The organism is Streptomyces sp. NPDC093094 (assembly GCF_044754345.1).
Taxonomy (GTDB): domain Bacteria; phylum Actinomycetota; class Actinomycetes; order Streptomycetales; family Streptomycetaceae; genus Streptomyces.
On record NZ_JBIVOX010000019.1, the window covers coordinates 23,710 to 37,255 of the forward strand.

General features: G+C 74.1%; 14 protein-coding genes, 1 other RNA gene and 1 pseudogene. 10 read left to right on the forward strand and 6 right to left on the reverse strand.

Annotation, left to right across the window (positions count from 1 at the left end; all coding sequences use genetic code 11):
* Positions 1-352: 352 nt before the first annotated feature.
* From ACIQGV_RS31710 to ACIQGV_RS31720, 3 genes are read left to right on the forward strand one after another with little or no spacing between them, the layout of a single operon-like run.
* A complete protein-coding gene (locus tag ACIQGV_RS31710; RefSeq protein WP_402500584.1) occupies positions 353-1,192 on the forward strand; it encodes a Nif3-like dinuclear metal center hexameric protein in 840 nt (279 codons plus the stop codon).
* Positions 1,189-1,932 carry a zinc ribbon domain-containing protein gene (locus ACIQGV_RS31715; RefSeq protein WP_402500842.1) on the forward strand — a complete coding sequence of 248 codons (744 nt, stop codon included), beginning with the start codon at positions 1,189-1,191 and terminating at the stop codon, positions 1,930-1,932. Before ACIQGV_RS31710 ends, ACIQGV_RS31715 begins: the two co-directional genes overlap by 4 nt.
* A 12-nt stretch (positions 1,933-1,944) precedes the next feature.
* Positions 1,945-3,285, forward strand: coding sequence for a bifunctional RNase H/acid phosphatase (locus ACIQGV_RS31720; RefSeq protein ID WP_402500587.1), 1,341 nt, complete (start codon positions 1,945-1,947; stop codon positions 3,283-3,285).
* Here ACIQGV_RS31720 and eda read toward each other — a convergent pair.
* The gene (gene eda, locus ACIQGV_RS31725) at positions 3,260-3,895 is read right to left on the reverse strand and encodes a bifunctional 4-hydroxy-2-oxoglutarate aldolase/2-dehydro-3-deoxy-phosphogluconate aldolase (protein ID WP_402500590.1); all 636 of its coding nucleotides are present in this window, start codon (positions 3,893-3,895) and stop codon (positions 3,260-3,262) included. The genes ACIQGV_RS31720 and eda overlap by 26 nt on opposite strands.
* 72 nt (positions 3,896-3,967) lie before the next feature.
* The gene (gene yaaA, locus ACIQGV_RS31730; protein ID WP_402500593.1) at positions 3,968-4,750 is read right to left on the reverse strand and encodes a peroxide stress protein YaaA; all 783 of its coding nucleotides are present in this window, start codon (positions 4,748-4,750) and stop codon (positions 3,968-3,970) included.
* A gap of 75 nt (positions 4,751-4,825) precedes the next feature.
* Here yaaA and ACIQGV_RS31735 point away from each other — a divergent pair, with 75 nt between their 5' ends.
* Positions 4,826-6,259 (forward strand): RNB domain-containing ribonuclease, encoded by a 1,434-nt coding sequence (locus ACIQGV_RS31735; RefSeq protein ID WP_402500596.1) that lies wholly within the window; start codon positions 4,826-4,828, stop codon positions 6,257-6,259.
* On the opposite strand, the gene ACIQGV_RS31740 is transcribed toward ACIQGV_RS31735, so the two are convergent.
* Both ACIQGV_RS31740 and ACIQGV_RS31745 read right to left on the reverse strand, forming a co-directional pair.
* The gene (locus ACIQGV_RS31740; RefSeq protein ID WP_402500599.1) at positions 6,210-6,809 is read right to left on the reverse strand and encodes a hypothetical protein; all 600 of its coding nucleotides are present in this window, start codon (positions 6,807-6,809) and stop codon (positions 6,210-6,212) included. The genes ACIQGV_RS31735 and ACIQGV_RS31740 overlap by 50 nt on opposite strands.
* Entirely contained in the window at positions 6,806-7,549 is a 744-nt protein-coding gene (locus tag ACIQGV_RS31745; RefSeq protein ID WP_402500601.1) for a MerR family transcriptional regulator, read from the reverse strand. The genes ACIQGV_RS31740 and ACIQGV_RS31745 overlap by 4 nt, the downstream gene beginning before the upstream one ends.
* Before the next feature lie 210 nt (positions 7,550-7,759).
* On the opposite strand from ACIQGV_RS31745, the gene ACIQGV_RS31750 reads away from it, so the two are divergent.
* From ACIQGV_RS31750 to ACIQGV_RS31770, 5 genes and pseudogenes are all read left to right on the forward strand, one after another.
* The gene (locus ACIQGV_RS31750) at positions 7,760-8,338 is read left to right on the forward strand and encodes a Uma2 family endonuclease (RefSeq protein ID WP_402500603.1); all 579 of its coding nucleotides are present in this window, start codon (positions 7,760-7,762) and stop codon (positions 8,336-8,338) included.
* Between the two features lie 42 nt (positions 8,339-8,380).
* On the forward strand, positions 8,381-9,202 hold the full coding sequence (locus ACIQGV_RS31755; RefSeq protein ID WP_402500605.1) for an AraC family transcriptional regulator: 822 nt from the start codon (positions 8,381-8,383) through the stop codon (positions 9,200-9,202).
* A gap of 82 nt (positions 9,203-9,284) precedes the next feature.
* Positions 9,285-10,049: pseudogene (locus tag ACIQGV_RS31760) on the forward strand (DMT family transporter); the annotation flags it as partial.
* Between the two features lie 55 nt (positions 10,050-10,104).
* Positions 10,105-10,508, forward strand: an RNA gene (gene rnpB, locus ACIQGV_RS31765) — RNase P RNA component class A.
* Positions 10,509-10,826: 318 nt separating this feature from the next.
* Positions 10,827-11,162: a MazG-like family protein gene (locus ACIQGV_RS31770; RefSeq protein WP_402500607.1), complete on the forward strand. Its 336-nt coding sequence runs from the start codon at positions 10,827-10,829 to the stop codon at positions 11,160-11,162.
* Between the two features lie 147 nt (positions 11,163-11,309).
* Here ACIQGV_RS31770 and ACIQGV_RS31775 read toward each other — a convergent pair whose 3' ends face one another.
* On the reverse strand, positions 11,310-11,876 hold the full coding sequence (locus ACIQGV_RS31775) for a DoxX family protein (RefSeq protein WP_402500609.1): 567 nt from the start codon (positions 11,874-11,876) through the stop codon (positions 11,310-11,312).
* 184 nt (positions 11,877-12,060) lie between these two features.
* Between ACIQGV_RS31775 and ACIQGV_RS31780 the strand changes: the two genes are divergently transcribed.
* Positions 12,061-12,384, forward strand: a complete 324-nt coding sequence (locus tag ACIQGV_RS31780; RefSeq protein ID WP_402500611.1) for a nuclear transport factor 2 family protein — start codon at positions 12,061-12,063, stop codon at positions 12,382-12,384.
* A gap of 312 nt (positions 12,385-12,696) precedes the next feature.
* On the opposite strand, the gene ACIQGV_RS31785 is transcribed toward ACIQGV_RS31780, so the two are convergent.
* Entirely contained in the window at positions 12,697-13,467 is a 771-nt protein-coding gene (locus ACIQGV_RS31785) for an SDR family oxidoreductase (RefSeq protein ID WP_402500613.1), read from the reverse strand.
* Positions 13,468-13,546 lie beyond the last annotated feature (79 nt).

The following is a 13,546-nucleotide window of genomic DNA, read 5'->3' on the forward strand; positions in this document are numbered from 1 at the left end:
CCGAGTCCGCTTGCCGGCCTCCGGGTCAGGGTCCGGTCTCCGGTTTCCGGCCTCCGAGTCCGGGTCAGGGTCCGGTCTCAGGTCCGGGTTCGGGGCCGGTCTTCGGATCCGGGTTCGAGGTCGGGGCCGTCTCCGGGGACGGGTCCGGGTCCGGAGACGCCCCCGCGTCGGGCATCCGCGGGCGGTCCGGCCGGGCCGCGCCGACGCGCCTGAGCGGGAGGTGCCCGCGTGCCGGCCGGTACGTCCCGGTCGGGCCCGGCCGGGACGCGCCGGCGGGCACGGCGAGGCGCTGCCGCAGGCGCGGGCGTCCGCACCGGTGCGGCGGCGGGAAACGGCCAGGTAGCCTTTCCCCGTGCCCCGTCTGTCTGAAGTCATCGCCGCGCTGGAGAACCTGTGGCCCGCCGAGCGGGCCGAGTCCTGGGACGCGGTCGGCACGGTCGTGGGCGATCCCGGCCAGGAGATCACCCGGGTCCTGTTCGCCGTCGACCCCGTCCGGGAGATCGTCGACGAGGCGGTGAAGCTGGGCGCGGACCTGCTGGTCACCCACCATCCGCTCTATCTGCGCGGTACGACGACCGTGGCGGCCTCGCACTTCAAGGGCCGGGCCGTGCACACGCTGATCAAGAACGACATCGCGCTGCACGTCGCCCACACCAACGCGGACACCGCCGACCCGGGTGTCTCCGACGCGCTCGCGGGCGCGCTGGACCTGCGGGTCGTACGGCCGCTGGTGCCGGACCCGACCGACCCGGCGGGCCGCCGGGGACTGGGCCGGATCTGCGAGCTGGACCACCCGATGCCGCTGAAGGAACTGGCCGCACGCGCCGCCGAACGGCTGCCCGCCACCGCGCAGGGCATCCGCACGGCCGGTGACCCGGAGGCCCTGATCCGTACGGTCGCCGTCAGCGGCGGCTCCGGCGACAGCCTCTTCGACCAGGTGCGCGCGGCCGGTGTCGACGCCTTCCTCACCGCGGACCTGCGCCACCACCCGGCCTCGGAGGCCGTGGCCCAGAGCCCCCTCGCGCTGCTCGACGCGGCGCACTGGGCCACCGAGTGGCCCTGGTGCGAGCTGGCCGCCGCCCAGCTCGACGAGATCTCCGACCGCCACGGCTGGGACCTGCGCGTCCATGTCTCGAAGACGGTCACCGACCCCTGGACCATCCATTCCCCTTCCCTTGGAGCCCCCAACTGAACGCCGCGCCCGCCGACCAGATCCGTCTCCTCGACGTCCAGGCCCTCGACGTACGCCTCCAGCAGCTCGCGCACAAGCGCCGGTCGCTGCCCGAGCACGCCGAGATCGAGGCGCTGGGCAAGGACCTCACGCAGCTGCGCGACCTGCTGGTGGCCGCGCAGACCGAGGAGAGCGACACCGCCCGCGAGCAGACCAAGGCCGAGCAGGACGTCGACCAGGTCCGCCAGCGTGCCGCCCGTGACCAGCAGCGTCTGGACTCCGGTGCGGTCACCTCCCCGAAGGATCTGGAGAACCTCCAGCGCGAGATCGTCTCCCTCGCCAAGCGCCAGGGCGACCTGGAGGACGTCGTCCTGGAGGTCATGGAGCGCCGCGAGTCCGCGCAGGAGCGGGTCGCCGAGCTGACCGGCCGTGTCTCCTCCGTCCAGTCGAAGACCGACGACGCGACCGGCCGCCGGGACGCCGCGTTCGAGGAGATCGACGGCGAGGCGGCCACCGTGACCAAGGAGCGCGAGGTCGTCGCCGGATCCGTCCCCGCGGACCTGCTGAAGCTCTACGACAAGCTGCGGGAGCAGCAGGGCGGCATCGGCGCGGCCAAGCTGTACGCGCGCACCTGCCAGGGCTGCCGCCAGGAGCTGGCCATCACCGAGCTGGCCGAGATCCGCAAGGCCGCGCCGGACACCGTGGTGCGCTGCGAGAACTGCCGCCGCATCCTCGTGCGTACGGCCGAGTCCGGGCTCTAGGGGCCGGGCGCGGTGCGGGAGTTCATCGTCGAGGCGGACGGCGGGTCGCGGGGCAACCCCGGCCCGGCCGGTTACGGGGCGGTCGTCAGCGACGCGGTGACGGGGGAGACGCTGGCGGAGGCGGCGGAGTACCTCGGTGTCGTGACCAACAACGTCGCCGAGTACCGGGGCCTGCTGGCCGGGCTCCTCGCCGCGCACGCGCTGGACCCGGACGCCGCCGTGCACGTGCGCATGGACTCCAAGCTCGTCGTCGAGCAGATGTCGGGGCGCTGGAAGATCAAGCACCCCGACATGAAGCCGCTCGCCCTGCGGGCCGGACGGGTGTTCCCCGCGGACCGGGTGACGTACGAGTGGATCCCGCGCGAGCTGAACAAGCACGCGGACCGGCTGGCGAACCAGGCGATGGACCAGGGCACGGCCCGGGGCACGGACCGGGCCGAGACCCGGGCCGAGACCCAGGGCGCGACCCGGGCCGAGACCCGGGCCGAGACCCAGGGCGCTGACCGGGCCGCGGCCGTGACTCAGGGCACGGCGAACCCTTCCGTGGCACAGACCGGGGAAGCGGTGCCCGGCCCGCTGCCCGTGGCCGGTTCACTGCCCGTTGCCGGTTCACTGCCTGAGCCCGGTTCGCCGTCCGCGACCGGCTCACCGTCCGCCGGTTCCTCCGCCGACGCCGATGTGCGCGCCGCGCGCACCGTGGCCGCCCCGGGGTGGGCGCCGGCGGACATGGGCGCCCCCGCCACCTTCGTGCTGCTGCGGCACGGGGAGACGCCGCTCACGCCCGAGAAGCGGTTCTCCGGCAGCGGCGGCACCGACCCCTCGCTCTCGGACGTGGGCCGGGAACAGGCCGAGCGGGTCGCGGCGGCACTGGCCAGGCGCGGGACGATCCAGGACGTCGTCGCCTCGCCGCTGGCCCGGACCCGGGAGACCGCAGGGATCGTCGCCGCCCGGCTCGGGCTGGACGTCACGATCGACGACGGTCTGCGGGAGACGGACTTCGGCGCGTGGGAGGGACTGACCTTCGGCGAGGTGCGCGAGCGTCACCCCGAGGACCTGACCACCTGGCTCGCCGACCCCGAGGCCCGCCCCAGCGGCGGCGGGGAGAGCTTCGCGGAGACCGCCGACCGGATCGCCGCCACCCGGGACAAGCTGGTCGCGGCGTACGCGGGCCGCACCGTCCTGCTGGTCACGCACGTCACGCCGATCAAGACGCTCGTACGGCTCGCCCTGGGCGCCCCGCCGCAGTCGATGTTCCGCATGGAGCTGTCGGCGGCCTCGCTGTCCGCGATCGCCTACTACGCCGACGGCAACGCCAGCGTCCGCCTCGTCAACGACACGTCCCACCTGCGCTGAGCCCGGCCGCCTCCCGGGCGAGGCGTTCGACCCGTGCCCAGTCCCGGGCCGCGAGGGCGTCGGGCGGAAGCATCCAGGTGCCGCCCACGCAGCCGACGTTGGACAGCGCGAGGTACGCGGGGGCGAGGTCCGGCCCGATCCCCCCGGTCGGACAGAAACGGGCCTGGGGGAGCGGCCCGGCGAGCGACCTCAGATACGCCGTACCGCCCGCGGCCTGCGCCGGGAAGAACTTCATCTCCCGCACCCCGCGCTCCAGCAGCGCCACGACCTCCGAGGCCGTCGACACCCCCGGCAGGAACGGCACCCCGGACGCCCGCATCGCCTCCAGCAGGACGTCCGTCCAGCCGGGGCTGACCAGGAACCGCGCTCCCGCCGCGACGGCGTCCTCCGCGTGCGCGGGCGTGATCACCGTGCCCGCGCCGACGACCGCCCCGGGCACCTCCTCGGCGATCGCCCGAATGGCCGCCGGGGCGCCCGGCGTCCGCAGGGTCACCTCGATCGTGCGGAGTCCGCCCGCGACCAGGGCGCGCGCCAGCGGCACGGCGTCGGCGGGGCCGTCCACGACGGCCACGGGCACGACGGGCGACAGATCCAGGACGGAGGAGGTCATGGCCTCATCCTGCCCAGGGCGTGCAGCACGCGCAAAGATCGTTGCGCATACTGCAACGGCGATGGGAGGCCGCTAGTGGATCTCGTCCACCAGCACGTCCAGCGACCACGCGGTCCCCGCCCTGGCGGGCGCCTGCGCCTCCACGGCGTACCCCAGATCCCGCAGCGCCTCCACCAGCTGCGCCGGAGTCCGCGGAGCGGCGCCCGCCCCGAGCAGAGCGCGCACGATCCGCCCCTTCGTGGCCTTGTTGAAGTGGCTGACCACCTTCCGCGTCGGCGCGTGCAGCACCCGCACGGACGCCGTACGCCCCGCGACCTCGCCCTTCGGCTTCCAGGCCGCCGCGTACGCCGACGACCTCAGGTCCAGCACCAGACCCGACCCGGCCGCCTCCGGCATCACCTCGGCCATCGGCCCCCGCCAGTGCGCGCCCAGCGCGCCCAGCCCGGGCAGCTTCACCCCCATCGAGCAGCGGTAGGAGGGGATGCGGTCGGTGACCCGCACCGCGCCCCACAGCCCGGAGAAGACCAGCAGCGAACGCGCCGCCCGCTGCCGGGCCGCCGTGTCCAGCGTGGCCAGGTCCAGGGCGTCGTAGAGCACACCCGTGTAGATCTCCCCGGCCGGCCGGGTGCCCGCCGTGCGCAGCTCGGTGTTCTTCGCGACCTCGCCCCGCAGCCCCTCGCTCAGCCCCAGCACCTCACGGGCCTTGACCTCGTCGCCCGCGCACAGCTCGACCAGCTCGTCGAGCACGGCCGCACGCGCGGCGCCCAGCCCCGGCAGCGACAGCGACTCCGGCTTCAGCGGCGTGCCGCGCCCGGACGCGGCCTTGCCCTCGGAGGGCGGGAGCAGGACAAGCACGAGCGGTTCTCCTTCGGTTCAGCTCCGGACAGCGTACGGCGTGCCGCCCGGGCACCCCCGTCCTACGCTCGCTGTATGCCCCGCCGCCCCATCCGTGTGACCGGCGTCCCCGAGGGCCCCCTGCGGGCCGCGCTCACCGCTCTCCGCGCCGAGCCGGGGATCCCCGCAGGCTTTCCGCCCGAGGTGCTGGCCGAGGCCGAACGTGCCGCGCGCGATCCCGTCCTCCCGGCGGAGGACGCGACCGACATCCCCTTCGCCACCGTCGGTCCCCCGGCCTCCACCGATCTGGACCAGGCGTTCCACCTGTCCCGGCAGGGCACCGGCTACCGCGTCCGGTACGCCGTCGCCGACGTCGCCGCGTTCGTCGCCCCCGGGGGCGCGCTGGACGCCGAGGCCCACCGGCGGGTCATGACCCTGTACTTCCCCGACGCGAAGATCCCGCTGCACCCGCCCGTGCTCAGCGAGGGCGCCGCCGGTCTGCTGCCCGGACAGACCCGCCCGGCCGTGCTGTGGACGATCGACCTGGACGCCGACGGCAGCCCGCTCGCCGTCGACCTGCGCCGCGCCCTCGTGCGCAGCCGGGCCAGGCTCGACCACGCGGGCGTACAGCGCGAGCTCGACTCCGGCACCGCCGAGGAGCCTCTCGCGCTGCTGCGGACCGTCGGCCGCCTGCGGGAGGCACTGGAGGCCGACCGCGGCGGCATCTCCCTCAACGTGCCCGAGCAGGAGATCACCGAGCACGACCACGCCTACGGCCTCGCCTACCGCGCCCCGCTGCCCGCCGAGGGCTTCGACGCCCAGCTCTCCCTGCTCACCGGCATGGCCGCCGCAGATCTGATGCTGTCGTCCGGCACCGGGGTGCTGCGCACGCTCCCCGCCGCCCCCGACGGCGCGGTCGGCCGGCTGCGCCGTACCGCCACCGCCCTGCGCGTCGACTGGCCGCACCACGTCTCGTACGCCGCGCTGGTGCGCTCCCTCGACCCCCGCGAACCCCGGCACGCGGCCTTCCTCCAGGAGTGCACGGCCCTGCTGCGCGGCGCGGGCTGCACCGTCTTCCGCGACTTCGCCCTCCCGGAGATCACCACCCACTCCGCCGTCGCCGCCCCCTACGCCCACTGCACGGCCCCGCTGCGCCGCCTCGCCGACCGCTACGCCACGGAGATCTGCCTGGCCGTGGCCGCCGGCCGGCCGGTGCCCGAGGAGGTCCTCGCCGCCCTGGACGCACTGCCCGAGCGGATGGCCGACGGCGGCCGCCGTGCCGCCACGGTGGAACGCGCCTGCGTCGACATCGTCGAGGCGGCCCTGCTGAAGGACCGGATCGGCGAGGTCTTCGACGCCTGCGTGATCGACCTGGCCGAGCACCGCCCCACCACCGGCACGGTCCATCTGGAGTCCCCGGCGGTCGTGGGCCGCGTCGACGGCGACGGCCTCCTGCTCGGCGAACGCCTGCGGGTACGGCTCACGGAAGCGGATCCGGGAGTGGCGAAGGTGCGTTTCGTGCCTGCGTGAGCGCTGCCGCGAGAAGGCCCGGCTCGTCGGCGTGGAGGCGCACGACCCGCACCTCGCGGCGTCGGCCGAGGAACGTGACGTGGGTGACCGGCTCGGCCAGCTCCAGCGTCACCGAGGTCTGATGCCCGACGGCCACGTCCAGCTCACCGGGCGTCCGCTCCCGCCCCGTCCGCAGCTCACGCCGTACGGAGCCGACGGCGGCGAGCGGTATGCGAAGGTCGACATGGGCGGCGTACCGCACCCGCAGCGCGTCCGCCTCCAGGACGTGCGGCCGCACGACGGACGCGGCGTGCAGCCCGACGACCACGACGACCGTGTACACGTCCAGCACCAGCACCACCGCGTGCACCGCGGGCCAGCCGCGCAGCAGCACGGACATCGTGAACGTCTCGATCACGCACACGAACGCGAAGCCGGACATCACGGCGCCCTGCCCGCGGGCGTAGCCGAAGACCTGGCCGGGGACGCGGCGGGGACGCCGCAGGACCCACCGGACGAGGCTCGTCAGCAGTCGCAGCTCGTGCCCGGCGAGCCGCAGCACGAGCCTCATGCGGGACCCTCCTGGAGCAGCGTGATCGTCAGCCGGACCGCCTCCGCCTGGGCCGGGGCCAGATCCGCGTAGAAGGCGCGCAGGAAGCCGTGCCCGTGGTCGATCCCGGTGTCGGGGACCGTCCCGGGCGGGACGAGCCCGGCCAGCGCGCGGGCCGCCTCCGCCACCCGGGGATCGTCCGGCTCGGCGTCGGCGAGGGCGTCGAGCAGCGCGTACGTCTCGTGCGCGCGTGCCATCCCCTCCGGGCTGCCGAGGACCTCGCCCAGCGCGGAGGCCATCCGTCCCCGGGTCTCGGGCGGCGCCGCGGTGTCGATCAGCGCGAGGAACTCCCGGTCCTTGGCGGCCATGGGGGAGTCGGGGCGGGTCCGGCCGAAGAGCGCGGCCAGCTCGGGCGACACCGGCGCCTCCGCGGGCAGCTCCTCCGCCTCCAGCAGCACCTTCAGCCGTGCCCGCCGCTCCCGGAGCGCGGCCTCCTGCCGGGCCAGGTCCTCGTCCAGCTCGGTCAGCACCTCCACGAGGTCCTTGCCCGCGTCCTCCGCCAGCACGTCCCGCACCTCGGCGAGGCCCAGTCCCAGCTCGGTCAGCCGCCGGATCCGCGCGAGGGTCACGGCATGGCGCAGCGTGTAGTCCCGGTAGCCGTTCGCCAGCCGCTCCGGCTCCGGCAGCAGCCCCAGGTGGTGGTAGTGCCGCACGGTCCGCGGGGTCACCCCGACCGCGTCGGCGAGTTCTCCGATCCGCATACGACCAGTAGAGAGCCTGACGCTACGGCAGGGTCAAGCGCCGCCTTGCCGCCTCGCCGCCTTGCCGCCTTGCCGCCTTGCCGCCTCGCCGCCTCGCCGCCTGACGTCGGCGGGGCTCCTGTGCCACGATCGAGGGAACGGTTCCCGATCTCTCGGACAGGTGGTCAGCCCGTGTCCCAGTCTGGCGAGCGACCGAAGGAGGGGCGTGACATGACTGCCATGGCCCATGAGCCGCTCACGCAGGAAGACGTCCTGCTGGAGGGTTTTCTCGCCCTGGACACCCCGGAGGGATTCCGGGCGGAGCTGATCGAGGGGGAGATCGTTGTGACACCGCCGCCGGACGGGGATCACGAGAAGTACATCAGCAGGATCATCAGGCAGGTGATCAAGCGGTCCCGCTCGGAGATGGACTTCTCCGGGAACAAGGGGCTGAAGATGCGCAGCGGCGGGGCCTGCCCGAAGAACCACCTGATCCCGGACGCCACGGTCGGTCCGGTCGAGCTCGATCTCTTCGGCGGCGCCGACCCCTGGATGCCCCCCGAGGGCGTCGCCCTGGTCCTGGAGGTGACCTCCACCCGGCCCGCCGCCGACCGGGAGACCAAACGCCGCTGTTACGCCCGGGCAGGCATCCCGCTCTACCTGCTCGTCGACCGTGACGCCTCCTCCCTCACTCTGTTCAGCGACCCGAAGACCGAGGACTACCGCGAACACATCACCCTCCCCTTCGGCAAACCCCTCTCCCTGCCCGAGCCCTTCGGCTTCGACCTGGAGACCGCGGACTTTCTCTGACCCTCCCGGCGTTGCACCCCGTGGAGCCGGAAGGAGCGCGGGGTGGCCGAACAGGCGTTGTGGACGCGGGCGCGGATGGGGCGGTGCGGTCCGCCGCTGGATCTGCTGACCGCCCGGTTCCAGCGGCACGTCTACGCCCCGCACGCGCACGAGGAGTTCACCATCGGGGTGTGCGTCGGCGGGTCGGAGGTCATCGACTACCGCGGCGGACACATACGCACCGGACCGGGATCGATCGTCGTCCTCGCGCCCGGCGAGATGCACACCGGCGGGCCCGGCACGGCCACCGACGGCTACGCCTACCGCGCCCTGTACGCGGACCCGTCGCTCCTGCGGGAGGGCACGCTCGGGACGCCGTACTTCCCCGAACCCCTCCTCGACGACCCCGAGCTGGCCGCCGCGCTGCGGCTGACCCACACCGAGCTGGCCGCCTGCCCCGACCCCCTGGAGACCGAGTCCCGGCTGCCGTGGCTGCTCACGGCCCTCACCCGCCGTCACTCCACGGCCCGCGCCACGACCGACCTGGTCCCCGGCGCCGACCGGGTCGCGCACGAGGTCCGCGACCGCCTCGCCGACGAACTGCTCGCCCCGCCCTCCCTGGCCGACCTCGCCGCCGACCTGGGTCTGTCCCGCTACCAGCTGCTGCGCGCCTTCCGCACGACCATGGGCGTCCCGCCGTACGCCTGGCTCGCCCAGCACCGGGTGAGCCGGGCCCGCAGCCTGCTCGACCGCGGACTGCGCCCCGCCGAGGTGGCGGGCCTGGTGGGCTTCGCCGACCAGGCGCATCTGACCCGCTGGTTCCGCCGGGTGCTGGGGGTGACCCCGGCGGCCTACCGCAACAGCGTTCAAGACGCCAGGGGCTGATCCGGCCGACACTCGCCGCATGACTGCACGCGGCTGGTTCCTGTTCTCCCTGATGGGAGTCGTCTGGGGCATCCCCTACCTGATGATCAAGGTGGCGGTGGACGAGATGTCCCCGTCCGTGGTGGTGTTCGCGCGCTGTGCGATCGGCGCCGTGCTCCTGCTGCCCTTCGCGCTGCGCCAGAGCGGTCTTGCCGCCACCGTCCGCGCCCACTGGCGCCCCATGCTGGCCTTCGCGTGCATCGAGATCGTGGGCCCCTGGTGGACCCTCACCGACGCCGAACGTCATCTCTCCAGCTCCACCGCGGGCCTGCTCATCGCGGGCGTGCCGATCGTCGGCGTGGTCCTGGCCCGCTCCTTCGGCGACACGGAGCACCTCGGCGCACGGCGGCTGACGGGGCTGGCCGTCGGACTCGGCGGCGTGGCGGTGCTGACCGTCCCCCACCTGACCGGCGGGGACGCCCGCTCCCTGGCCGAGGTCCTGCTGACGGTCGTCGGCTACGCGACCGCTCCGCTGATAGCCGCCCGGTGGCTGAAGAACGTCCCCACGCTGCACCTGATCACCCCCTGCCTGGCCTTCGCGGCTCTCGTCTACGCCCCCGCGGCCGCGCTGACCTGGCCCTCCACGACGCCCTCCGGGCAGGGCCTGGCGGCACTGGCGGGGCTCGGCGTGATCTGCACGGCGGTCGCCTTCGTGGCCTTCCTGGAGCTGATCAAGGAGGCCGGCCCGACCCGGGCGACCGTCATCACCTACGTCAACCCGGCGGTGGCGGTGACGGCGGGAGCGCTGTTCCTGGACGAGTCCCTCACCCCCGTGATCGTGGTGGCCTTCTCCCTGATCCTCGTCGGCTCGGTGCTGGCGACAGCGGCCCCGCGCAGGCCGGTAACATGGTCGCCACGGCAGACGAGCCGGGCGGACGGCCGCGTGGAGTCCCCTTAGGGGCTTCCCGAGGAACGTCCGGGCTCCACAGGGCAGGGTGATGGCTAACGGCCACCCGGGGTGACCCGCGGGACAGTGCCACAGAAAACAGACCGCCCGGCGCTCAGGCGCCGGGTAAGGGTGAAACGGTGGTGTAAGAGACCACCAGTGCCCAGGGCGACCTGGGCAGCTAGGTAAACCCCACCCGGAGCAAGGTCAAGAGGAGCGCCGTGAAAAGCGCTCTGCGCGGACGTTCGAGGGCTGCCCGCCCGAGTCCGCGGGTAGACCGCACGAGACCGGCGGCAACGCCGGTCCTAGATGGATGGCCGTCACCGAGGGGCCCGCGAGGACCCCTCGGAACAGAACCCGGCGTACAGCCCGACTCGTCTGCCGCTCAAGGCTTCCCGCCGGCGGGAACCTCGCCCCGCCCCGGGCCCCTCGGCGTCCACAGGCGGCCCAGCGGGGCCGGTTCGTCGAGCTGGGCCGTGCTGCTGACGCCCGGCACCGGCATCAGCGGCAGCGGGCCGTCCGGGCTCACCCGCATCCGGCGGCCCCGCCCGGCCGGACACCCCGGCCTGGAGCGGCTTCCGCTCCACCACGACCGTCCAGCTCCCCCCGCCCGCGCCGACCGCGACCGGCCGGTCCGCACCCGGCCACCGGCGCCGGGGCGTGTGCGTCCGCGGCCGGGGGCGTGGCAGGCTGGCGCGCATGGCGGACGAGCGCGCGTCGGACACCGGCATGTGGAACGACATCGACGCCCTGTGGGCATGGCTGGACGGCCATCGCGCGCACGGCGGCCGCGAGGCTCTGCTGCTGCGCATGCTGAAGCTGTCCGAGGAGGTCGGCGAGGCCGCCCAGGCGGTGATCGGGGCGACCGGGCAGAACCCGCGCAAGGGCGTCACCCACACCTGGGAGGACGTCGAGGCCGAGCTGTGCGACGTGGTGATCACCGCGCTGGTGGCCCTGCGCACGCTGACCCCCGACGCACGGGAGACCTTCGCGCGGCATCTGGCCCGGGTGACGGAGCGTTCCCTGGGCGGGTGAGCGTTCCCTCGGACGGCGAACGCTCCCTCGGGCCGGCGAGCGTTCCCTCGGGCGGCGAGCGTTCCCGGACGGGCGAGCGCGACACCGGGGCGCGACGCCGGAGGGTGTGACGCCGGAGGCGTGACACCGGGGAGCGCGCGTGTCCCGCTACTCCCCGAGCAGCGGCTCCTGGTCGTCGAACAGGGTTGCCTGCTCGGCCCGTTCGTCCTTGCGCAGCCGCTGATTGCGGGTGCCGACGACGACCGCGGTGACCGCGGCCGTCGCGCCGAGTGCCAGCGGGACCATCCAGCCGCGGTCGACGGCATGGCCGAGCGCGTGGTCCAGGGACAGCCGGCCGGGTCCCGCGACGGCGAGACCCGTGGCGGCCAGACCCAGCGTGGCGGCGTACTCGTAGCCGCCCTCCTGGTTGAAGAAGCCGTTCGGGGCGTGCACCGCGGCCGCGCCCCCCATCGCCCCGGCCGCCGCGGAGCCCGCGGCCGGTGTGGCCAGGCCCAGCGCCAGCAGGGTGCCGCCGCCCATCTCGGCGAGGCCCGCCGCGGTCGCGCTGGTCCGGCCCGGCCGGTAGCCGACGGATTCCATGAACTGGCCGGTGCCCTCGATGCCGTGGCCGCCGAACCAGCCGAACAGCTTCTGCGCGCCGTGCGCGGCGAGCACCCCGCCGGTGGCGAGGCGGAGCAGCAGCAGGCCCAGATCACGTCGGTCGTAGCAGGTCACGATGGCTCCCGGGAGAGGTGAGAGGCGGGCGGAGACGACCCCGCTCCGTGTCGCGTGTCCACCGTCCCATCCGTCACACCCGGCGGCCCGGCCCACGCGGCCGTTCGGGTGGCGTTCCGGGCGGCCGTTCGGACGGGGGGCGCTCCGGTGGCGGGTGCGGGGGGCCGGTGTGAGGCTGGGCGCCATGACGATTCAGACCGCCAAGCTCAGCGACCCGGCCGTCCGGGCCTTCGTCACCGCCGTCAACGCGCACGACCGCGCCGCGTTCGAGAACCTGCTCACGTCGGACGCGACCATGTCGGACGACGGCTCCGACCGGGACCTCGCCGACTGGGTCGACCGGGAGATCTTCTCCTCCAACGGCCACATGGACGTCGACCGGGAGTCGAACAACGGCCGGGATCTGATCGCCGGCTACCGCAACGACACCTGGGGCGAGATGCGCACCCGCTGGCACTTCGAGGTCGAGGGCGGAAAGATCTCCCGCTTCGAGACGGGCCAGGCTTGACCGGTGCCCCGGGCCCGGCCCGGCCGAAGTGATGCGGCAGCCGTTCCACGGGCCGGTGCGTATCCCGCCGTCCCGGACGGGATCCACCCCCACCCGGCGCCGTGGAACGACTGCCGCCTTCCCCCCTCCGGATTGGCCGGAACTACAGAGCTCCAAGTGTGAAGCTCTTGTGTAGGAGAGTTGAGCATATGGCGCCTACCGGCCGCAATGGGGCGGACCTTGAAATTCCGGTTGTGTAAATAGCGGCCCCTTTCCGGACGTCGGCCCGCCGCTCGCCCGCCGTCCGCCCGTCGCGGGTCCGCCGCAGGGTCCTCAGCCGCGCCCCACGTAGGGCATCGCGGTCGCCAGCACCGTCGCGAACTGCACGTTCGCCTCCAGCGGCAGCTCCGCCATGTGCCGTACCGTGCGCGCCACATCGGCCACGTCCATCACCGGCTCCGGCACCGTCCGGCCGTCCGCCTGGAGCGCTCCCGTCCGCATACGGGCCGTCATGTCCGTCGCCGCGTTGCCGATGTCGATCTGCCCCACCGCGATGCCGTACGCCCGGCCGTCCAGCGACAGCGACTTGGTGAGACCCGTCAGCGCGTGCTTGGTGGCCGTGTAGGCGACCGAGTGCGGCCGGGGCGCGTGGGCGGAGACGGACCCGTTGTTGATGATCCGCCCGCCCCGCGGGGTCTGCTCCTTCATCTGGCGGTACGCCGCCTGCGCGCACAGGAACGCCCCGTTGAGGTTGGTGTCCACCACGTGCCGCCATGCCTCGTAGGGCAGTTCCTCCACGGGTACGCCGCCGGGTCCGAACGTGCCCGCGTTGTTGAACAGCAGGTCCACGCGGCCGAACCGGCCGACGGCCGCCGCGAACAGCGCGGCCACGTCGTCCGGCCGCGACACGTCGGTGCGCACGGCGAGCGAGGTGCCCTCCGGCGCGAGCGCCGCCGTCTCCTCCAGGGTCTCGGCGCGGCGGCCCGCCAGCACCACCGACCAGCCCGCGTCCAGCAGCTCCACGGCGACCGCGCGGCCGATCCCGGAGCCCGCCCCGGTCACCACCGCGATCCCCGGCCTGTCACCGGTCTCCAAGGTGTTCATGGCCCCGCAGCGTACGGGAAGGTCCGGGATGCGGAACTCACATTCCGCGATGTGGGTGTCGTGTGTTCGTCGCCCCGGA